The following is a 20,978-nucleotide window of genomic DNA, read 5'->3' as shown; positions in this document are numbered from 1 at the left end:
TTTCTCATGGCGCCTTGTGGTTGCCGCGCACCGGCCCCGGCAGGAAGGCGTTGGTGCGCGCGATGTAGTCGCGATACGCCGGGCGGCGCTCGCCGATGTCGCTTTCGAGCATGCTCACGCCCGAGACCTTCAGCAACAGCCAGGTCATGAGCAGCGGCGACACCACGCTCCACGCCCCGCCCCACCCCGCGCCGCCAAGGGCCAGCAGCCACAGGCCCCACCAGACGCAGACTTCGCCGAAGTAGTTGGGATGGCGCGTGTAGCGCCACAGGCCGCGGTCCATCACCTGGCCTTTGTTCTTCGGGTCGGCCCTGAAGCGCGCCATCTGCGCGTCGCCGATCGCCTCGAAGAAGATGCCGAACAGCGCCAGCACGATGCCCAGCGCGTCGAGAGCGCCCAGCGGCCGCGCCGCCGCCATGCCCGGCAGGAACGGCGCCGAGACGATCCATGCCAGCACCGCCTGCAGCGCGAACACCAGGTACAGGCTCTTGAAGCCGAAGTTCGGCTGGTTGCGCGCACGGATCGCCTGGTAGCGCCGGTCTTCGCCGTGACCCCAGTTGCGCCAGGTGACGTACAAGCAAAGCCGCACCGCCCACGCCGCGCCCAGCACCGCCATGCAAAGCCCGCGCACCGTCTGCACCGGCAGCAGCAAGAAATAGACGATGCCCGCGCCCACGATGCAGACCGACCAGATGCGGTCGATCAGGCTCACGTCATGCCGCACCAGGCTGGCCACCCAGGTCAGGAAGCCCAGAGACGCAGTCAGGGCCAAACCGGCGAATGCAACCGACACCATGCCGCTCATGACGCAACCGCCCTCACAGATTCAAGAGACGCCGTGGAACCGGCTCCGCCGGGCCACAGGCGGCGCCCCCGGCAGGGGGAAGGAGAAGCGACACGAAGTGCGCGAAGCCTGGGGGCGAGCCTCATGTACGGCGCTCGAAGAGGTAGTGGCTTACCCACCAGCGCTGCCCGTGGTCGAAGCCGAACAGCTCCGCCACCGACATGAAGAACAACCGCCAGCGCGTCCACCACACGTTGGCCTCGGCGCCGTAGGTGGCCTGGAACAGCGGGCGCAGCGTGTCGCGGCGCTCGTCCATGTTGCGCAGCCAGGCCTCGGCCGTGCGCTGGTAGTGGCTGCCTTCCCAGCGCCAGCGGCGCAGCAGGCGCAGGTCGTCCTGGCAGTGCAGCGCCAGGTCGTCGCTGGGCATCATGCCGCCCGAGAAGAAGTACTTGCTCATCCAGTCGCTGGGGTCGCGCACCTCGAAGGGGTACGGCGCCTCCTTGTGTGCGAACACATGCATGAAGAAGCGCCCGCCCGGCTTGAGCCAGCGCGCCACGTTGGCAAAGGCCTGCGGCCAGTTGCGCAGGTGCTCGAACATCTCGACCGACACCACGCGGTCGAAGCGCTCGTCGGTGTCGAACACGTTGATGTCGCGCGTGAGCACCCGCACGTTGGCCAGGCCGCGCCGGGCCGCCTCCGCCTCGATGTATTCGCGCTGGGAATTGGAGTTGGACAGGGCCGTGATCCAGCTGCCCGGGTAGTGCTCGGCCATCCAGAGCGTGAGCGAGCCCCAGCCGCAGCCCAGCTCCAGTATGTCCTGCCCGTCGGCCAGGCCGGCGCGCTCGCAGGTGGCGGCCAGCGCGGCGGATTCGGCCTCTTCCAGGGTGCGGGTGCCCTCGGGCCAGTAGCAGCTGCTGTACTTGCGGTGATTTCCCAGCACTTCGCCGAAGAAGGCGGCCGGAACCTCGTAGTGCTGCTCGTTGGCTTTCTCGGGCAGCGGCGCCAGCTTGGCCGCACCCATGCGGGCGACGAAATCCTGCGTCAGCTCGGCCACCGCCAGCGCGTTGCCGGAATGCAGCTCCGCGAGCCGGTCTTTCAGCAGCCGGCGAATGCCCCGGCGAACCACCGGGTCCGGCACCAGGCCCTTTTCGACCCAGCGGATGGCGAATGCGATGTCCTGCGGCATGACTTTTCCTCGGCTGAAGGCACGCCGGAATGCGTGCCATTGACACCCGTACGCAGCAAAGCGGCTTCTGGATGCACCCGTTTTTCCGGATCGCATGGTAAGGCGGCCGCCGGAAAAACTGTGGCAGACTCATCCGCGATGGCCGGCTTCTGCCTGAGGACATGAGCGCCGGCGCGGTGCTCGCCAGGCGCCCTCGAGCGGCCTTTGCACCGTGAACAACCTCCCTGCCTTTCTTCCGTCGCAGCACAACCTGTGGGCCGTCGCCGCGTCCCTGCTCCTTGCGACCCTTGCTTCCTACGTAGCCCTTGACCTGTCGCGCCGCGTGCGGCATGCCAGCGGACGGCCGCACCTGCTGTGGTGGGCGCTGGGCTCGCTGGCCATGGGCACGGGCATCTGGTCGATGCACTTCGTGGGCATGCTGGGTTTCTCGCTGCCGATTTCGCTCGGCTTCTCCGGCGGACTGACCCTGGCCTCGTGGGTGGCCGGCGTCATGGCATCGGGCGTCGCGCTGTGGGTGGCCAGCGAGGCCGACTACGGACTGCGCCGCATCGCCGTGGCATCGCTGGCAATGGCCGTCGGCATCTGCGGCATGCACTACATCGGCATGGCCGCGCTCGACATGGCGCCGCCCATCGTCTGGCATGCGCCAACCGTGCTGCTGTCGCTGCTGATCGGCCTGGGCGCCTCGGCCGCGGCGCTGTTCATCTTCAAGTACCTGGGCAATGCCCACAGCACCCATCGGGTGGCCTTCCAGTTTCTGGCCTCGGTCGTCATGGGCATCGCGATCTGCGGCATGCACTACACCGGCATGGCGGCGGCCAGCTTCCCGGCCGATTCGGTCTGCCTCAGCGCCGGCCAGCTGGGCGGCACCGGGCTCACCGCCATCGTCGGGCTGGCCTCGGGGCTGCTGCTGCTGGGCACACTCTTCACCTCCATACTGGAATCGCGGCTGCAGCTGGTCGCCAGGCGCCTGTCGCGCTCGCTCGAAGAGGCCAACGCCGAACTCACCCAGGCCAACCAGGAGCTGCAGAAGCGCGCCTTCACCGACGCGCTGACCGGCCTGCCCAACCGCGTGCTGTTCGAAGACCGGCTGCGCCACGCCCTGGCGCGCATGAACCGCGCCAACCAGCTGCAGGTCGAAGAATGCATTGCCGTTCTCTTCGTCGACCTCGACGGCTTCAAGCCCATCAACGACTCCTTCGGCCACTCGGCCGGCGACCGCATCCTGTGCGTCGCCGCCGAGCGGCTGGCCCGGACCACCCGAGAAAGCGACACCGTGGCCCGCATCGGCGGCGACGAGTTCCTTCTGCTGCTCGAAGGCGTGCGCGACCGGGCCGAATGCGCGGAAGCCGCCAACCGCGTGCTGCGCGCGCTGGGCGAGCCCTTCAACGTGCAGGGCAAGCAACTGCAGATCGCTTGCTCCATCGGCATCGTGCTGCACCCTGAACAGGGCGAGCCCGACAAGCTCGTGGCCAACGCCGACGCGGCCATGTACGAGGCCAAGCGCGCGGGCGGCGGCAACTACGTGATGTTCGAGTCGCACATGGGCGCCGATGCCGCCAAGCAACTGCAGTTGCAGAGCGACCTGCGCCGGGCGGTGGAACTCAGGCAATTCGAGCTTTACTACCAGCCCAAGATCAACGGCGTGGGCCACGGCATCAGCGGCGTGGAAGCCCTGGTGCGCTGGAACCATCCGCAGCACGGCCTGATCGGCCCCACCGAATTCATCGGGCTGGCCGAGCGCTTCGGCCTCATCGTGCACCTGGGCGACTGGATACTCGATGAGGCCTGCCGGCAGATTGCGCAATGGCAGGCCCAGGGCACGCGGATGTGCGTGGCCGTGAACCTGTCCGTCATGCAACTGCGCGAGGTCGACTTCGTCGCGCGCGTCGAACGGGCGCTGCTGCGGCACAACGTGCCGGCGACGCTGCTGCTGTGCGAGATCACGGAATCCGTCGCCATGGAAGACATCAAGGCCACGCAGCGCACCTTCGAAGGGCTGGCGCGGGTCGGCGTGTTCCTGTCGATCGACGACTTCGGCACCGGCTATTCAAGCCTGAGCCACCTGCGCAAACTGCCCGCGCGCCAGGTCAAGATCGACCGCAGCTTCGTGCAGGACCTGCAGACCAAGGAAGACGCCAGGGCCGTCATCGACGCCGTCATCCGCCTGGCCCACGCGCTGGGCCTGAGCGTGGTGGCCGAGGGCGTGGAGAACGAGGCCCAGCGCGACATACTGATCGCGATGGGATGCGATGAGCTGCAGGGCTTTCTGTTTTCGCGTCCGCTGCCTGCGGGGGATCTGCTGGATTGGTATTCCAGTCGGTATGTGGAGGCGGCTTAGGGCCTAGGTCAGGTCTCGGCGCTCGTCTTGTTGCGCCACCGCCGGTACAGCCAATTGCCGACAAACCCACCGGCAACGACGCAAAGTGCCTGCACGAAGACGGCGATCATGAAGGCGTCGGAGAGGTCGTACTCGCTGCGTGCCAGCTTCAATTCATACCAATGCCCGACCCCGGTCAGCGTGGCATTCGATATGAACCCGAGCAGCAGCGCGCCGCCGGCGATGAAAAGAATTCGAAGAGATAGATTCATGGCCTGATTCGGAGCATCACCGAAGCCCGAAAACCAGCAGCAGATTGTTCGCAGGCATCGCATGCCGCTGCCGCAACGCAAGACCAGCCTGCTGCGCCTGCGCGGCCACGTCGTCCAGGCGACGGATGCCCCATTCGGGATTCCGTGCGTGCAGGTCTTCGTCGAACGCGATGTTGCCCGGCGCCGCCGGCACGCCAGCTTCGAAATAGGGTCCGTAGGTGACGAGCACTCCGCCAGGACGCAGATGCCGTGCGGCTCCCTGCATCAGCGCGGCGCATGTGGCCCAGGGCGAGATGTGCAGCATGTTCGCGCAGAAGATCGCGTCGAACTGCTTGTCTCCCTGCCCTCCGGCAAACGCGGAACCCTCCGATGGCCATCGAGGCGCCATCACGTCGAGCAGCAGCGGCGCACGCAGATTGGGCAACGCGGCCTCCGCGATGCGGCTTGCCATCGCGGGCAGCATGCGCGGGTCGGCGTCGGTGGGCTGCCAGCTCCACCCGCTCATCGCCGCCGCGAACCAGACCGCATGCTGGCCCGTGCCGGATGCGATCTCCAGCGCGGCACCCTCTTCGCCGAGGATGGCGGTCAACGCATCGAGGATCGGCTGTTTGTTGCGGTCTGCGGAAGGGCTGTGAGGAAGGCTGGACATTGGAGGAAGAACAAGCAGGCAGGTGAGAACAGGAACCTCGGTTTGTACCCGCAGTCGGCCCCGCCCGGCCAGCCCGCCCTCAACTACCCTGCCGCCACGATCACATGCGCCTGGATCTTGCCGGCCACCGGGTCTTCGCCATGACGGCTTGCAATCGCCTGCGCCGCATGGTCCGTGGCGCGCTCCAGCGAACCGGCATCGCGCGCCTCGATCTCGTTGCGCAGCGGCGTTCCCTGGCAGTAGGCAGTGGCCACGTCGCGCGCCGAGGGCGAGCGGCTCTGCTTCTCGCGCGTGTCGATCTGGATGCTGGCGAAGCCCGCGCGGCTCAGGTCTTCGCGGATCAGCGCAACGTCGTGATAGCCGTGCGGCGTGCGCGCCAGGAATCGCGGAGGGTCTTGCGGGAACATCTCGGCCATGGCATTGGTGACCTCGTCGGCAAACGCGTTCTCCCCGATGCGGTCCCACACGCTGAAGACGAAGCGCCCGCCCGGCCGCAGCACGCGGCGCGCCTCGGCATAACCGGCGGTGCGGTCGGGGAAGAACATCGCGCCGAACTGGCAGCAGACGACATCGAACGAGGCGTCTTCGAATGGCAGCTCGAGCGCGTCGGCCTGTTGCCATTCGATGTTGATGCGGCCATCCGCAGCTTGCCGGCTGGCGGCGTAGTCGAGCATGGGCTGGTTGAGGTCGGTCACCACGTAGCGCGTGCCGGGGGCTAGCCTGGGCGCAAGCGCACGCGTGACCACGCCGCTGCCGGCGGCTGTTTCGAGGATCGCACCGGGGGAGAAGCTGGCCACCAATTCGGCCGTGTCGGCGGCGTAGGCCTCAAATATCAAGGGGACCATGAGCGTGTCGTAGAGCTTTGGGATCGAGCCTGCGAACACCTTGTCGGTATCGGCCATGGGGTGTCTCCTTGGAAGGGTGTTCGGGGCAGTGCCCTCTAGTGCCGTGTCGCGTTACCTAGTCCGGGGCTGGCCGTGTGGCTTCAACGGAGAGTACTGAACGGGCACCAGCCACGTTGCGCCATGGTGGCCCTGTCTGTGGGCCTCGTCAACCTCGTGACGTTGAATGATCTATTGCGAGCACGCGGCAGAAAAGCGGGTAATTGCCGTCAAGCAACGGGCCCTGAATACTTTTTAGCCGATGGCAGATTTAGACCGATTTTGTTGAAAAACTCGGCCGAATCCCAGTAGCTGGCTCGCCGTTTGCATGCCCTTTGTCACCGACGGAGGTAAGCATCATGATGGGGCAAGCAACCGTTCAAGATCAGCTCTTCTACGCATTCAACCTCGACGATCACGTCCCACGTGATCACCTGCTTCGGGGCGTGGACCGCTTCCTCGATCTCGGCGAATTGCGTCAGCATCTTTCGCCGTTCTACAGCCACACCGGCCGGCCATCGATCGATCCCGAGCTCATGATCCGGATGCTCGTCATCGGCTACTGCCTAGGCATCCGGTCTGAGCGTCGGCTGTGTGACGAAGTCCATCTCAACCTGGCCTACCGATGGTTCTGCCGCCTGGGCTTGGAAGACAGAGTCCCCGATCATTCGACGTTCTCCAAGAACCGCCATGGCCGCTTCCGCCAGAGCGATGCATTCCGATTCGTCTTCGAGACGGTACTGCACCGCTGTATGACCGAAGGCTTGGTTCAAGGCGAAGGCTTCGCCATCGACGCCAGCATCATCAAGGCCGACGCCAATCGCGCGCGTAATGCTCCTACTTCTGAGGTTGAGCAATGGCGCCGAGGCACCCAGTGCAGCCGCGCGGTGCGCGAGTACCTTGAAGCGCTCGACGTGGCCAATCCAGTTGCAGACGGTGTGCCCGAAGGGACGTACGACACGCAGACTGCATCCCGGAACATCTCTCCGACCGACCCTGCTGCGCAATGGACCGCAGCACCCGGTGGCCCGGCGTTCTACGCGTACTCGACCAACTACCTGATCGATCTGTCGGCGGGCATCATCGTGGACGTGGAGGCAACGCCTGCGCATCGCACACCGGAGGTCGAGTCCACCCGAACCATGATCGATCGGGTCGAAGAGCGCTTCGACATCAAGCCGCGAAGGCTTGTGGGCGACACCGCGTACGGCTCCGCACCTCTGCTTGGCTGGATGGTCGAAGACAAGCAGATCGAACCTCACGTTCCGGTGTGGGACAAGACGGTTCGCAAGGATGGCAGCCTGTCGATCGGCGAGTTCCAGTGGGTGCCGGAGCGCAATGAGTACGCGTGTCCCGAAGGCCATGCGCTGCGCAATGAGCGACGCCGGTTCACGATCCCGCGCAGCCACGTCACGAAGGCCGACACCGTGATCTACCGAGCCAGCCAGACCGACTGCGTCGACTGCGGGGTCAAAGATCGGTGTTGCCCGAACACGCCGTTCCGCAAGATCGCCCGAAGCATCCATGAAGGTGCCCGCGAGACGGCACGGTCCATCGCAAAGACACCGGAGTACAGCCAGTCGCGCAGGGAAAGGAAGAAGGTCGAGATGCTGTTCGCACACCTCAAACGCATCATGAAACTGGATCGGCTCCGGCTTCGCGGACTCAGTGGTGCGCAGGACGAGTTCCTGCTGGCGGCAACTGCCCAGAATCTTCGGCGAATGGCCAAGTGGTTGATGCCAATTGAAGCAGATGCGGGAATGAGGATCGCGTGAGATGGGCCGCGAGGCCTCTCAGGTTCTATCGCCCCCGCAACCGAGCTGCGAATCCTCGTGATCGCCGATGCGCACAGGATTCGAGAAGAGTTTTTCAACACAATCGGCCGACTGTAGTCCGCTGTGCCTGTTAGCACTTTGGGCTCAGAGAGGCCGCGCCTTCTGCGCCATAGCCGACCCATCGACCGCCGCTTGAATTGACCCGCATGGGCTTGAACCGTGTGCTGACGCACCATTGAATGATTCGCTCGACTGTGGCAGCGTTTGGCTCATCGGCCGATAGCATCACGAGCTTCGGTCGCAGTTCGATCATGAAACCCACGGGTACCGCTCGCTGCCCATCAGGGAATTCGTTGCCGATCACAAGCAGTGGCCCCAGATATCGTCTATCTCCCGACGAGTACTGCCCAACGTCCACTCGGATCGCGACATCGAAGCCGGTTCCAGGGGAGGAAATGCGCAGCACATCTATTTCATCGGGGTCGCCGGATCGCGGCAGCTTTCGGAAGTCAGCCGTTCCAGCCACGAAAGACCAGTCGAAGGTTCTGCCAGAAACGAGTAACTGGGGCATAAGCCGTTCCGTGCTATGTCGATCACAGGGTCGATGGGGTGAATGAACAGGCGCCGAGTCCGGGTCAGAGCACCGCGCTAGCATTAAACCGGAGGGCCGTGACGAACGAACGGTTCTGGCCGGATGCGGAAGTCTACGGTGGGCGAGTCGGTTTCTGCACCCGCTGCATAACCGCAATCAGCAGAACAACGTCGAACGGAGCCTCTAGTTGCTATCGAGCGGCAGTGACCAGAGTGGCTGAACTCCTCTCTGTCTTGGGTCAGTAGGCACCCATGTAGTCGCGCTTACCGATCTCAACACCGTTGTGGCGCAAGATGGCATAGGTGGTGGTCACGTGGAAGAAAAACTGCGGCAGTCCATAGTGCAGAAGATATGCGCCTGCGGTCAGCTTCTTTTCCTTGGGGGTGCCGGGGCGCAATACGATCTCGCGGCTCTCGCTTGAATCAAATTGCTCAGGCTTGAAGGAGCCGATATGGGCCAAAGCTTTGGCGATCAACGCTTGCAGGTCGGCGAAGCTGACCTCAGTGTCGGGCCACGACGGCACCTCGGCACCAGCCAGGCGGGAGGTGATGCCCTTGGAGAAGTCTGCGGCGATCTGTACCTGACGTACTAGCGGAAACATGTCAGGGAACAGCCGCGCCTGCAGCAGCGCATTTGGATCGATATTTTTTTGCGTCGCGTGGTCTTCGGCCTTCTTGAGCACGTCGGACATGGCGCGCAGCATCTGCTGCATGACGGGAACGGAGGCGTTGTACAGCGGGCTGGTCATAGTGAGTTCACTTCTAGAATTGGGCGCGATGGCCGGAGTTGGCGTGGCAGAGGCTCTGCCGACCATGTAAGGCTAACAGCACAGGGCGAACTGAATCGCCCCGGCTTTTGTGGCCAACTTTTTTCCCGCCGGTAGTCGGAGCAGCCGCGTTGAAGGGCAGTTCATTAGCAAGAAGCGGACGTCAATTGCAGACGCACGACAGACCGCGATCGCTGCAAAGCGGAAAACGCGCGAATGGAGCCGACAGGCCACAGTAAGCGCCAAGCCATCGCTAGAGACTCGGCGCCCCAGGGCCCCTATCCAACCGGGCTCATCTCCTGAAACAACTCCACCGCCTCCCGCGCCAAATCAGAAGCAATCCAAAGCAGATTCTCCCGATGCGCCTCCCCCGCGTCCTGGAACCATCCGTCCCCCGCACCGTAGAAGCACCACAGCAGCGAGTTCAGTTGCTCCAACTTGTTCTCAAGAAGATCAGACGGCCCCGGTGTAGTGGTCGCGTCCGCGGATACCGGCCTTGCGGGCCCGGCCATAATTCGTCCAGCCATTTGGTGTGCTCTCTTTCCAAAGTATTTGCACGTCACTTGGTTAGACGGTCAAGGTGTTCGCGCACCTTGGCCGTCGCCTTTTGTGCTTCACGTTTGCATCGATGCGCGTTGCACCGGTAGCAGGGTGTGAAATCACAAGGGCATTCACTGTAGAGAAAACCAGCCCGACGCGAGAAAAACTTCTACCCAGAAGTTCTCGAATGGCTCAGGTATTCGCGTTGTGACCGCTATCGGCCAGCCGATCAGCTCTGCCCGAACTTCCGCGCATGCTCCACCGCGTACTTGATCAGTTCCGCCTGCCCCTCGATGCCCAGCCGCCGCTTGATGCTCTGCCGGTGGGCCTCCACCGTGCGCACGCTCAGGCCCAGGTCGCGCGCAATCTGCTTGCTCGACTCCCCTCGCCCCAGCGCCGAAAGGATCTCGCTCTCGCGCGGCGTGAGCAGGGGGCGCGGCTCCTGCGTGCGGAAGAGCTTCTTCGACACGGCCGGGCTCAGGAAGGTGCCGCCCGCCGACACGGCCTCGATGGCCGCGACGATCTCCGCCGCCGGCGCATCTTTCAGCACATAGCCGCGCGCACCGGCCTGCAGGGCCTTCTGCACGTACTCGGGGTTGTCGTACATGCTGAGCATCACGATGTGCGGCGCGCCCTGGCGCTGCAGCAGCAGGGCCGCAAGCTCGATGCCGTTCATGTCCTTCATGCCGACGTCCATCAGCATGAGGTCGGGCCGCACGCTGTCAACTTGCGCGAGCGCCTCGGCGGCGCTGCCGGCCTCGCCGACGATTTCCAGGTTAGGCATGCTGCCCAGCCGCGCGCGCAGGCCGTCGCGCACCAGCGGGTGGTCGTCCACCAGGAAGAGGCGAATGGTGCCGGCGGTCATGCGGATGCTGGCCTTGCGTTGTGCGCCGGCACTTCGGCCTCGATGGAGGTGCGGCCTTCGTTCGAGCACATGGTCAGCTGGCCGCCTATGGCTTCCATTCGCTCGCGCATGTTGCGCAGGCCGATGCCGCGGCGGGGGTCTAGCTGAACGGCCTCGATGTCGAAGCCGGTGCCGTCGTCGCCCACCTCGAGCCGCACGCCGCCTTTCTCGTCGAAGGCCAATGCAATGTGCACATGCTGTGCGTTGGCATGCTTGCGCACGTTGGTCAGCGCTTCTTGCGTGAGGCGGAAGAGCGCGGTCTTCACCTCGGGCTGCAGCTCGAAGGCTTCGCCCTCGATCATCATCGACGCATCGACGGCGCCCTCGTCCCTGAACTCGTCGACCAGCCGCTCCAGGGCAGCGGGCAGGCCCAGCGTGTCGAGCAATGCGGGGCGCAGCCGGTGCGAGATGCGGCGCACCTCGATCAGCGAATCGTTGAGCCGCTGCAGCGCCTTGACGAGCGCGGGCGGCGTGGGCTGCTGCTTCTGGCCGAGCGACTCCACTGCCGATTCGATCAGCAGCTTGGCCGAAACCAGCGTCTGGCTGGTTCCGTCGTGCAGCTCGCGCGCGAGGTGGCCGCGCTCTTCTTCCTGCGACTGCACCACGCGCCGCGCGAGCAGCCGCAGCTTGGCTTCGGCCGTGCGGTGCTCGCTGAGGTTCAGCAGCAGCCCGGCCGCGCTGACCACGCCCAGGCAGAGCGCGGCGATGCCCGCTATCCACAGCAGCGTGGCGGTGACATTCGCGTTCATCTGCCGGTCGAGCGTGTCCATGGTCGACTGGATGTCGTCCAGGTACAGGCCGGTACCGACCATCCAGTTCCAGCGCGGCATGGCGGTAACGTAGCCGAGCTTGGGCGCCAGCTGCGCGCTCGACGGCTTGCGCCATTCGTATTCGACGTAGGCGCCGCCTTTTTCCTTGGCGCCCTTGATCAGTTCCTGAATGGTGAAGCGGCCTTGCGAATCTTGCATGCCCCACAGGTTCTGGCCCACCAGCTCGGGCTGGCGCGAATGCATGAGGGAGTTGCCGTCCATGTCGTAGACGAAGAAGTAGCCGTCGTCGCCATAGTTGAGCGCGGCCAGCCGGCGCAGTGCCTCGTTGCGAGTGGCCTCGTCGTCCTGGCCGGATTCGTACAGCGGCAGCAGGTTGCTCACGGCCAGGTCCACGTAGCTGCGCAGCTCGCTGCGGCGCTGGGCCATGTAGCTGTTCTCGATGAGGGCTCGCTCGCGCCGGGCAAGGTCGTGCTCCTGGTGGCGCACGGCAAGGGCCACCAGCACCAGTGCGATGAGCAGCGGTGCAACGGCCAGCGCAACGATCTTGATGCGGAGATTCATCGGGCGGCAAGCCTACCACCGGCCCCCGCCGGCTTCGTCCTCAGGTGCCGGTGGGCACGGGCACCGCACCGCGCCTGAACTCCGTCGCGTAATACAGCAGCGCCACCAGCACATAGCCGCCACCCAGCAGGCACAGCCCGCTCCAGCCATGGAAGGCATACACGGCCGCCGCAATGCCCGAGGCCACTGCCGCGCAGATGAAGATGAAGGTCATGAACAGCCCGTTGAGCCGGCCGCGCAGCTCCGGCGCCAGCATGAAGAGACTGCGGAAGTTCAGCACCTGGCACAGCTGCACCGCGCCGTCGAGCAGGATGCCCGCAGCGACCAGCCCGGCCAGCGAGCGGTAGTGCATGGCCACCGCCCCCAGCAAGAAGGAGAACAGCGCCACCGCAATGGCGATGCCCGTGGCCGGACGGGTCAACCCTCGGTCGGCCAGCCGGCCGGCGATGGGCGCCATCAGCGCGCCGGCGGCACCGGCCAGCGCGAATGCCGCGATGCCGCCCTGCCCCATGCCGAATTCATGCGCCAGCGCCAGCGGCACTGCCGTCCAGAAGGCCTGGAAGCCGGAGAACATCATTCCCTGGTACAGCCCGCGCCGGCGCAGCACCGGCGTGTTCCAGACGATGCCCGGCAGCGAGGCCATGGTGCGCGCATAGCCCACCGACGCATGCGGGCGGCGCTGCGGCAGCACGCGCCACAGCACCACGATGAGCGCGGCCATCAGCACCGCCGACAGCCAGAACACCGCGCGCCAGCCCAATGCAGAAGCCACCAGGCTGGCAAATGGCCGCGCCAGCATGATGCCGCCGAGCAGGCCGGCCATGATGTTGCCGACCACCTTGCCGCGCGTGGCCTCGGGCGCCAGGTGCGAGGCAAAGGGCAGCAGCACCTGCGCCGCGACCGCGCAAGCGCCCACCACGAAAGAAGCGGCCAGGAAGGTGACGGCCGAGTCCGAGAGCGCGATACCCACCAGCCCGATCACCGCGCCGAAGAGCGCGCCGACGATCAGCCGCCGGTTCTCGACCACGTCGGCCAGCGGCACCAGCAGCAGCAGGCCGGCGCCGTAGCCGAGCTGGGTCAGCGTCATGATGAGCCCGGCCAGGCCGGCGTGCAGCTGCAGCGTGTCGGAGATGGGGCCGATCAGCGGCTGCGCATAGTAGATGTTGGCCACGCACAGGCCGCAGGCCACGGCGAAGACCAGCGTCAGCAAGGGCGTGAGGCCGGCCGGTGAATGAGGAGCTTTGGAGGTTGAAGACACGAGGAATCCCGGTTTCTGCAGGGCAACCTCTAGGGTTATCCCGAGGGCCGGGGACCATAGCACGGGAGGCCGATTTCTGCAGATGGCCGCCGAGGCAACCCTGGATTCAATCCACGCTGGTCGGCCGGCCCGAGGCCACCCATGCGTCGAGCCCGCCGGTCAGCGGCAGCGCTCGGCGCGCGCCGCGGGCCAGCAGCACGCGCGCGGCCTGCGCGGCCGAGACCTCGTTGGGGCAGTTGCAGTACAGCACCACGTCGCGGCCCAGGGCGTGCGACAGGTCGAGGTTGCGCTGCTGCAGCGCCTTGAGCGTGTATGGCATGGCCCCCGGAATGCGGCGCGGATCGACCTGCATGCCGGCCTTGCCGCGCACGTCGATCACCAGCGGCGGCTCTTCGCTGGCGAGCAGTTCGTGCAGTTCGTCGACCGAAATGCGCGGCATGCCGGTGAGCCGCATGAAGGCGCGGCGGCGCCAGTAGCGCACCGCAAGAATGACCAGCAGCAGCACGCCCAGCGCCACCGTGGCGATGCCGCCGGCCTGCGCCATGATGGCCAGCACCTCCTGGATCTGGTTGCGGAAGACCCAGCCCAGCCCGAGGAACAGCCCGGTCCAGACCAGCGCCGCGCCAATGTCGAAGCCGATGAAGCGCCGCACCGACATGCCCAGCGCCCCCGCCATCGGCGGCGCCACCACCGACACGCCCGGCACGAACTTGGCCGCCACCAGCGACAGCCCGCCCCAGTCGGTGATGAGCGATTCGCCGCGCCGCACGCAGGTGTCGGGCGACAGCGAGATGCGGCACAGGAGGCGCATGAAGCGGTAGCCGAAGCGCCGGCCCGCATAGAACCAAGCCGCGTCGCCCAGCAGGTTGGCAACAACCGCGGCCAGCACCACACCGGGCACGGACACGTCGCCCGCCGCCAGCAGCGCGCCGGTGAGCACCAGCACGGCGGCAGCCGGCACGGGCAACCCCAGGCGCGCGGCAAAGCTGACGGCAAACACCACCAGGATCGCGTTCTGCACCAGCAGCGACATCAGCTGCGCCATGGCTGCCCTTGTCCGGATGCCGGCAGAAGAAATTGCGGGGGTTGCGTGCGGTTCATGCGAACCGCGATTCTCCGGCATGGCCCAAGAACGTACCGCGCCCCGGACATTCGCGGGATGCCGCGGGGGGAGCGCTACCGCGCGACGCTGAAGCCGAAGGTATTCAGGCCGCCCTGGCGCGACGCGCTGACCTGTCCGCCGTGCATGCTCGCCACCGCCTTCACGATGGCCAGCCCCAGTCCGTGGCCGTGGTGCTCGCCCCGGTCGTTGCGCGAGGCATCGGCGCGGTAGAAGCGATCGAACAGGTGCGGCAGGTGCTGTGCGTCGATGGGCGCGCCGGGGTTGGACACGGTGATCCAGGTCACGGCTTCTTCCTCGCGCAGGGTGACGGCGATGTGCGCGCCCGGCTCCGAATGCTCGATGGCGTTCTGCAGCAGGTTCGACATGGCGCGGCGAAACAGCGCGCTTTCCAGCCGGGCCTCGGTGTGCACGTCGCCCTCGACGGACACCTGCGTACGGGTCTCGTCGAGCACGAACTCGAAGAACTCGATGGTCTTGTGCACTTCCTGAGCCACCGGCGTGAGCACCAGGCCGGTGGCCACCTCGCCGCGGTCGGCGCGCGCAAGGAACAGCATGTCGTTGACGATGGAGCGCACCCGCTCCAGGTCTTCGAGGTTGGCCTGCAGTACTTCCTGGAACTCGCCGGCGCTGCGCTGGCGCGACAGCGCCACCTGCGTGCTGCCGATGAGGTTGGCCAGCGGCGTGCGCAGCTCGTGCGCCACGTCGGCGTTGAAGGCCTCCAGCTGGCCGTAGGCTTCTTCGAGCCGGGCGAGCGCGCCGTTGAAGGCTTCGGCCAGCGCCGACAGCTCCACCGGCAAGGCCTCCGAGCGCAGCCGCTGCGACAGCGTCTTGGGCCGCAGTGCCTGCGCCTCGCGCGACAGCTGCTTCACCGGCTGCAGCCCGACGCGGGCAATCCAGTAGCCGGCCAGCGCCACCACCAGTACCGCACCCAGCCCGAGCGCCACCAGTGCGGTAAGGAACGCATGCCGCGTGTGGGCGTAGGGGGCCGAATCGCTGCCGACGATGAGCCGCACGGCCGGGCGGTCCAGCAGCGGCTCGATGTGGACCGACAGCGTGTGCAGCGGCTCGCTGCGGCCCGGCAGCAGGATGCTGCCGCGGCCGTCGGCGTCATGGCTCATGCGCTGGATCTCGGCCAGGCCCTTTCCGTACTGGAAGCGCGGGTCGTCGCACAGCACCCAGAAGCGCACGCTGCCATCCTCGGGCGTGAGCGTGTCCATCTTGGCCTGCACGCGGGCCCAGCGGTCGACGGTGCCGACCCGTTCGATGGAGTACTGCATGTTCTTGAGCCCGATCTTGAGCTCGTCGAACTGGTGCCGGTCGAGCTCGCGCGCCAGCACGCCGTGCAGCGCGGCGCCGGTGAGCGCGAAGGTGGCCAGCGCCACCGCCGCGAACATCAGCACCAGCCGCGCCGTGATGGAACGCTTCACGGGGCGGCACCCTCCCCTTCGACGGCGCCGTCTCCGTCGCGCACCTCCATCACGTAGCCCATGCCGCGGATGGTGTGCAGCAGCTTGGGGCTGAAGGGCACGTCGATCTTGTCGCGCAGCCGCTTGATGGCCACCTCGACCACGTTGGTGTTGCTGTCGAAGTTCATGTCCCACACCAGCTCGGCGATGGCCGTCTTCGACAGGATCTCGCCCTGGCGCCGGGCCAGCACGGCCAGCAGCGCGAATTCCTTGGCGGTGAGGTCGATACGCGTGTTGCCACGCAGGGCCTTGCGCGCCAGCAGGTCGATCTGCAGGTCGGCAATGCGCAGCTGCATCGGCTCCTGCTTGCGGCCGCGCCGGTTCAGCGCCTGCAGCCGTGCCAGCAGCTCAAGGAACGAGAAGGGCTTGATGAGATAGTCGTCCGCGCCTTCGTGCAGGCCCTTGATGCGGTCTTCGACGCGGTCGCGCGCGGTGAGCATGATGACCGGCGTCTGCTTCACGGCGCGCAGCGCGCGCAGCACCGAGAAGCCGTCCTGCCCCGGCAGCATCACGTCGAGCACGATCACGTCGTAGTCGTGCGTGAGCGCCAGGTGCTGGCCGTCGATGCCGTTGTGTGCCATGTCGACGGCACAGCCCTGCTCCGTCAGACCCTTGGAGAGGTAGTCCGCGGTTCTCAGCTCGTCTTCGACAATCAGGATCTTCATGGCGTCTTTTTCTTTGTCTCCGTCCCTGTCCATGGTGTCGGCCGGCGCTCGTCAGTGCGCCTCGGCCGGCACCGGGGCCTTGCCTTCCTTCTCGGCGTTTCGGGCCTTGCGGGCCTTGCGCGCTTCCTTGCGGCTCAGGTACCAGTAGTGGGCGCGGTCGAGGTACAGGTAGACCACCGGGGTCGTGAACAGGGTGAGTGCCTGCGAGAGTATCAGCCCGCCGACCATCGCGTAGCCCAGCGGGCGGCGCAGCTCGGAGCCGGAGCCGTGGCCCAGCATCAGCGGCAGGCCTGACAGCAGCGCGCACATGGTCGTCATCATGATGGGGCGGAAGCGCAGCAGGCAGGCCTGGTAGATGGCGTCTTGCGGCGACATGCCCTGCTCGCGCTCGGCCTTGAGCGCGAAGTCGATCATCATGATGCCGTTCTTCTTCACGATGCCGATCAGCAGGATGATGCCGATGAGCGCGATCACGCTCAGGTCGTAGCCGCCCGCCATCAATATCAGCAGCGCCCCCACGCCGGCAGAAGGCAGCGTCGAGAGAATCGTCAGCGGGTGGATGTAGCTCTCATACAGCAGGCCCAGCACGATGTACACCGCCACCAGCGCCGCGGCAATCAGGTAGGGCTGCGAGGCCAGCGAATCCTGGAAGGCCTGCGCCGTACCCTGGAACGAACCGGTCAGCGACTGCGGCAGGCCCATGTCGGCCTGCGCCTTGTTGATGGCGTTCACCGCGTCGCCCAGCGCCACGCCGGGCGCGAGGTTGAACGAGATCGTCACCGCCGGGAACTGGCCCTGGTGGCTGATCGACAGGTAAGCCGTCTTGCTGGTGTCCACCTTCACGAAGGTCGACAGCGGCACCTGCTGCCCGGTGATGGGCGAGCTCAGGTAGAGCTTGCTGAAGAGCGCCGGGTCCTGCTGCAAGCTGGGCGTTACCTCCAGCACCACGTGATAGCTGTTGAGCTGCGTGAAGTACTGTGCCACCTGGCGCTGGCCGATCGCGTCGTAGAGCGTGGCGTCGATGGTGGACGGCGTGATGCCGAAGCTCGATGCGCGGTCGCGGTCGATGGTCAGCACGGCCGACGCGGCGGCGTTCTGCTGGTCGGTGGCCAGGTCGGTGAGCTCGGGCAGTTGCTTGAAGCGCGCGAGCAGCTTGGGCGCCCAGGTGTTGAGCTCGTCCAGGTCGGCGTCGGTCACCGTGTACTGGTACTGCGTGCGCGAAGCACGGCCGCCCACGCGGATGTCCTGCCCGGCCTGCAGGAACAGGTTCACGCCCTGCACCTTGGCCAGTTGCGGGCGCAGCCGCGTGATGATCTCGTCGGCGGTGGCGGTGCGGCCCTCGTCCTTGGGCTTCAGGCTGATGTAGAAGTTGCCGGTGTTGTAGGTGGAAGAACTGCCGTTCATGCCGAAGCCGGTCACGTCGGGGTCCTTGCGCACCACGTCGGCCAGCTGGATCATGCGGGCGTTCATCGACGCGAAGGAAGCGTCCTGCGCCGACTCGGCAAAGCCCGAGATGAAGCCGGTGTCCTGCTGCGGGAAGAAGCCCTTGGGAATCACCGCGAACAGCACGCCCGTGGCGGCCACCGTGGCAATGAACACCATCAGCGTGATGAACTGGTGGTCCAGCACCACGTGCAGCCCGCGCTTGTAGCCGTTGAGCATGGCGTCGAAGCCGCGCTCGAACAGCAGGTACAGCCGCCCGTGCTTGCTGCCGTGTTCGTTCTTGAGGAAGCGCGAGCACAGCATGGGCGTCAGCGTGAGCGAGATGATCACGCTCACCACGATGGTCAGCGTGACCGTCACCGCGAACTCGCGGAAGAGGCGCCCCACGATGCCGCCCATGAGCAGCAGCGGAATGAACACCGCCACCAGCGACACCGAGATCGAGATGATGGTGAAGCCGATCTCGCCCGCGCCCTTGTAGGCGGCCTCCATCGCCGTCATGCCCTCTTCGACGTAGCGGTAGATGTTCTCCAGCATCACGATGGCGTCGTCCACCACGAAGCCGACCGCGATGGTCAGCGCCATGAGCGAGAGGTTGTCCAGGCTGTAGCCCAGCAGGTACATCACCGCCACCGTGCCCAGCAGCGCGAGCGGCACCGTCACGCTGGGAATGAGCGTGGCCGGCACGTTGCGCAGGAACACGAAGATCACGGCCACCACCAGCGCGATGGTCAGCAGCAGCGTGAACTCCACGTCCTTCACCGAGGCACGGATGGTCTGCGTGCGGTCGATGATGGCGTTGACGTCGATGGTCGGCGGAATCGACGCCTTCAGCCGCGGCAGCGCCGCGTTGATGCGGTCCACGGTTTCGATCACGTTGGCGCCCGGCTGCTTGGTGATGGCGAGCACGATGGAGCGGCCGTTCTGCACGTTGCTGCCGGCAGGCGCGGCGGCACCGGCGTAGGCCCAGCCGGCAATCTTGGAATTCTCGGGGCCGTCGACCGCCACGCCCAGATCGCGCACGCGGATAGGCGCGCCGTTGCGGTAGGCCAGCACCACGTCGTTCCAGGGCTGCGCTTTCAGAAGCTGGTCATTCGTGTAGACGGTGAAGCTCTGGTTCGGCCCGTCGATCGTGCCCTTGGGTGCGTTCACGGTGGCCGACGAGAGCACGGTGCGCACGTCTTCCAGGCTCAGGCCCAGCGCGGCGAGCTTGGCCGGGTCGACCTGGATGCGCACGGCCGGCTTCTGCACGCCACCGATGTTGACCAGGCCCACGCCCGAGATCTGCGAGATCTGCTGCGCGAGGATGTTGTCGGCGTAGTCGTTCACCTCGGTCAGCGGCAGCGTCTTCGACTGCACCGACAGAATGAGGATGGGTGCGTCGGCCGGGTTCACCTTGCGGAAGGTGGGCGGGCTCGGCAGGTTGGCCGGCAGCTGGCCGGTGGACGCGTTGATGGCGGCCTGCACGTCGAGCGCGGCGGCGTCGATGCTGCGGTCGAGGTCGAACTGCAGCGTGATCTGGGTGTTGCCCAGGCCGCTGGTCGATGTCATCTGCGACAGGCCCGCGATCAGCGAGAAGTTGCGCTCCAGCGGCTGCGCCACGTTGGAGGCCATGGTCTCCGGACTGGCGCCGGGCAGGCTGGCAGAGACCTGGATCGTCGGAAAGTCGACCTGCGGCAGCGGCGCCACCGGCAGCAGCGGAAACACCGCTGCACCGACCAGCAGTATGGCCAGCGCCAGCAGAGTGGTGCCGATGGGGCGCTTGATGAATGTGGCGGAAATGCTCAATTGCTGCTCCCGCCTGCGGGCTTCCTGGCGTCGGCGCCGCCACCGGCCGCGCCCTTCTGCGCGGGCGGCGGCTCGATGACGGTGGCGCCGGGCTTGAGCTTGTACTGGCCGTCCACCACCACGCGCTGGTTCGCGCTCAGGCCCTTGTCGATCACGGCAGTGCCGTCGGCAATCTGCACCACATGCACCGGCACGTTGCTGACCTTGTTCTCGTCATCGACCGCCCAGACGTATGTGCTGTCCTGGCCGCGCTGCACGGCGGCGGCGGGCACGGTGAGCGAATCGGGCCGGCGGTCGAGCTGCAGCCGCACGTTGACGTACTGGCCGGGCCACAGCGAATGCTGCGGGTTGGCAAAGCTGCCCTTGAGCTGCACGGTGCCGCTTGTGGTGTCGATCTGGTTGTTCAGCAAGATGAGCTTGCCGGTGCCCAGCATCTGCGCGCCGCTGCGGTCGTAGGCCACCACCGTCAGCGGCTGGCTGCTTTTCTGCTGCAGGCGGTTGATGTCCTGCACCGCGTCTTCGGGCAGCGTGAACTGCACTGCGATGGGGTCGATCTGGTTGATGACCACCAGCCCGTTGGTGTCGGCCGCATGCACGATGTTGCCGGGGTCCACCAGCCGCGCCCCGACGCGGCCGTCCATGGGGGACGAGATGCGCGTGAAGCTCAGCTGCACCTCGGCGTACTTCACCTGCGCGGCGTCGTTCTGCACGGTGGCTTCGAGCTGGTTGACGAGCGCCTTCTGCGTGTCGAGCTGCTGCTGCGTGGCGGCGTCCTGCGCGATCAGCGTGGTGTAGCGCTTGAGGTCGGCGCGGGCGTTGGCGAGCGTGGCCTGGTCCTTCGCCCTGGTGGCCTGCGCCTGCGCAAGCTGCGCCTGCAGCGTGCGCGGGTCGAGCTGCGCGATCAGCTGGCCGGCCTTGACGTCTTGCCCTTCCACGAAGCCGACCTTGTCGAGCTGCCCGTCGATGCGGGCCTTGACGGTGACGGTGGCCATGGAGGCCACGGTGCCGATGCCGCTGCGGTAGACCTGCACTTCCTGCTGCTTGACGCGCGCCGTGGTCACCTGCACCGGCGGCGGTGCCTGGGCGGCCTCGGGCTTGGCGGCATGGGCGGACTGGTGGGTGAGCGCCCAGGCCCCGCCGCCCAGCACCAGTACGAGCGTGGCGGTGGCGAGCCAGGTCGATCGGCGCTGGAACAGAGGGTGCCCGGTGGCGGTGGTGGGTGTGGTCGTCATGGC

Annotated in this window: 18 protein-coding genes; 2 read left to right on the top strand and 16 right to left on the bottom strand. The window is 66.4% G+C overall.

All coding sequences use genetic code 11. The annotated features are described in order from the left end of the window. Nucleotides 1-4: 4 nt before the first annotated feature. Entirely contained in the window at nucleotides 5-805 is an 801-nt protein-coding gene (locus tag ACWV14_RS08635; protein ID WP_454907330.1) for a DUF1295 domain-containing protein, read from the bottom strand. 121 nt (nucleotides 806-926) lie between these two features. Beyond that, nucleotides 927-1,970, bottom strand: a complete 1,044-nt coding sequence (locus ACWV14_RS08630; protein ID WP_454907331.1) for an SAM-dependent methyltransferase — start codon at nucleotides 1,968-1,970, stop codon at nucleotides 927-929. Nucleotides 1,971-2,181: 211 nt separating this feature from the next. On the opposite strand from ACWV14_RS08630, the gene ACWV14_RS08625 reads away from it, so the two are divergent. After that, nucleotides 2,182-4,311, top strand: a complete 2,130-nt coding sequence (locus tag ACWV14_RS08625; protein ID WP_454907332.1) for a putative bifunctional diguanylate cyclase/phosphodiesterase — start codon at nucleotides 2,182-2,184, stop codon at nucleotides 4,309-4,311. A gap of 8 nt (nucleotides 4,312-4,319) precedes the next feature. Here ACWV14_RS08625 and ACWV14_RS08620 read toward each other — a convergent pair whose 3' ends face one another. The 3 genes from ACWV14_RS08620 to ACWV14_RS08610 form a co-directional block, all read right to left on the bottom strand. Beyond that, the gene (locus ACWV14_RS08620) at nucleotides 4,320-4,562 is read right to left on the bottom strand and encodes a hypothetical protein (protein WP_454907333.1); all 243 of its coding nucleotides are present in this window, start codon (nucleotides 4,560-4,562) and stop codon (nucleotides 4,320-4,322) included. Between the two features lie 16 nt (nucleotides 4,563-4,578). Continuing rightward, entirely contained in the window at nucleotides 4,579-5,211 is a 633-nt protein-coding gene (locus tag ACWV14_RS08615) for a DUF938 domain-containing protein (RefSeq protein ID WP_454907334.1), read from the bottom strand. Nucleotides 5,212-5,294: 83 nt separating this feature from the next. Next, nucleotides 5,295-6,113, bottom strand: coding sequence for a class I SAM-dependent methyltransferase (locus ACWV14_RS08610; protein ID WP_454907335.1), 819 nt, complete (start codon nucleotides 6,111-6,113; stop codon nucleotides 5,295-5,297). Between the two features lie 338 nt (nucleotides 6,114-6,451). Here ACWV14_RS08610 and ACWV14_RS08605 point away from each other — a divergent pair, with 338 nt between their 5' ends. After that, nucleotides 6,452-7,867: an IS1182 family transposase gene (locus ACWV14_RS08605; protein WP_454904799.1), complete on the top strand. Its 1,416-nt coding sequence runs from the start codon at nucleotides 6,452-6,454 to the stop codon at nucleotides 7,865-7,867. A gap of 130 nt (nucleotides 7,868-7,997) precedes the next feature. Here the strand turns inward: ACWV14_RS08605 and ACWV14_RS08600 are convergent, their stop codons facing one another. From ACWV14_RS08600 to ACWV14_RS08550, 11 genes are all read right to left on the bottom strand, one after another. Continuing rightward, the gene (locus tag ACWV14_RS08600; RefSeq protein ID WP_454907336.1) at nucleotides 7,998-8,438 is read right to left on the bottom strand and encodes a hypothetical protein; all 441 of its coding nucleotides are present in this window, start codon (nucleotides 8,436-8,438) and stop codon (nucleotides 7,998-8,000) included. 259 nt (nucleotides 8,439-8,697) lie between these two features. Next, complete coding sequence (locus ACWV14_RS08595; protein WP_454907337.1) at nucleotides 8,698-9,207, bottom strand: DUF1993 domain-containing protein; 510 nt, start codon at nucleotides 9,205-9,207, stop codon at nucleotides 8,698-8,700. Nucleotides 9,208-9,503: 296 nt separating this feature from the next. Beyond that, a complete protein-coding gene (locus ACWV14_RS08590; protein WP_454907338.1) occupies nucleotides 9,504-9,662 on the bottom strand; it encodes a hypothetical protein in 159 nt (52 codons plus the stop codon). A gap of 332 nt (nucleotides 9,663-9,994) precedes the next feature. Beyond that, the gene (locus ACWV14_RS08585; RefSeq protein ID WP_454907339.1) at nucleotides 9,995-10,630 is read right to left on the bottom strand and encodes a response regulator transcription factor; all 636 of its coding nucleotides are present in this window, start codon (nucleotides 10,628-10,630) and stop codon (nucleotides 9,995-9,997) included. Continuing rightward, entirely contained in the window at nucleotides 10,627-12,000 is a 1,374-nt protein-coding gene (locus ACWV14_RS08580) for a cache domain-containing protein (protein ID WP_454907340.1), read from the bottom strand. The genes ACWV14_RS08585 and ACWV14_RS08580 overlap by 4 nt, the downstream gene beginning before the upstream one ends. A 40-nt stretch (nucleotides 12,001-12,040) precedes the next feature. After that, on the bottom strand, nucleotides 12,041-13,258 hold the full coding sequence (locus ACWV14_RS08575) for an MFS transporter (protein ID WP_454907341.1): 1,218 nt from the start codon (nucleotides 13,256-13,258) through the stop codon (nucleotides 12,041-12,043). Between the two features lie 106 nt (nucleotides 13,259-13,364). Next, entirely contained in the window at nucleotides 13,365-14,303 is a 939-nt protein-coding gene (locus ACWV14_RS08570) for a DedA family protein/thiosulfate sulfurtransferase GlpE (protein WP_454907342.1), read from the bottom strand. 131 nt (nucleotides 14,304-14,434) lie between these two features. Next, the gene (locus ACWV14_RS08565) at nucleotides 14,435-15,808 is read right to left on the bottom strand and encodes a heavy metal sensor histidine kinase (RefSeq protein WP_454907343.1); all 1,374 of its coding nucleotides are present in this window, start codon (nucleotides 15,806-15,808) and stop codon (nucleotides 14,435-14,437) included. Continuing rightward, nucleotides 15,805-16,512, bottom strand: a complete 708-nt coding sequence (locus ACWV14_RS08560) for a heavy metal response regulator transcription factor (protein WP_454907344.1) — start codon at nucleotides 16,510-16,512, stop codon at nucleotides 15,805-15,807. Before ACWV14_RS08560 ends, ACWV14_RS08565 begins: the two co-directional genes overlap by 4 nt. A gap of 51 nt (nucleotides 16,513-16,563) precedes the next feature. Further along, complete coding sequence (locus ACWV14_RS08555; RefSeq protein ID WP_454907345.1) at nucleotides 16,564-19,743, bottom strand: efflux RND transporter permease subunit; 3,180 nt, start codon at nucleotides 19,741-19,743, stop codon at nucleotides 16,564-16,566. After that, complete coding sequence (locus tag ACWV14_RS08550; protein ID WP_454907346.1) at nucleotides 19,740-20,975, bottom strand: efflux RND transporter periplasmic adaptor subunit; 1,236 nt, start codon at nucleotides 20,973-20,975, stop codon at nucleotides 19,740-19,742. Before ACWV14_RS08550 ends, ACWV14_RS08555 begins: the two co-directional genes overlap by 4 nt. Nucleotides 20,976-20,978 lie beyond the last annotated feature (3 nt).

The sequence above is a fragment of the Variovorax durovernensis genome (assembly GCF_977011995.1).
Note: the sequence above shows the minus strand (reverse complement) of the source record. Positions and strands in the feature narration are given on the sequence as shown.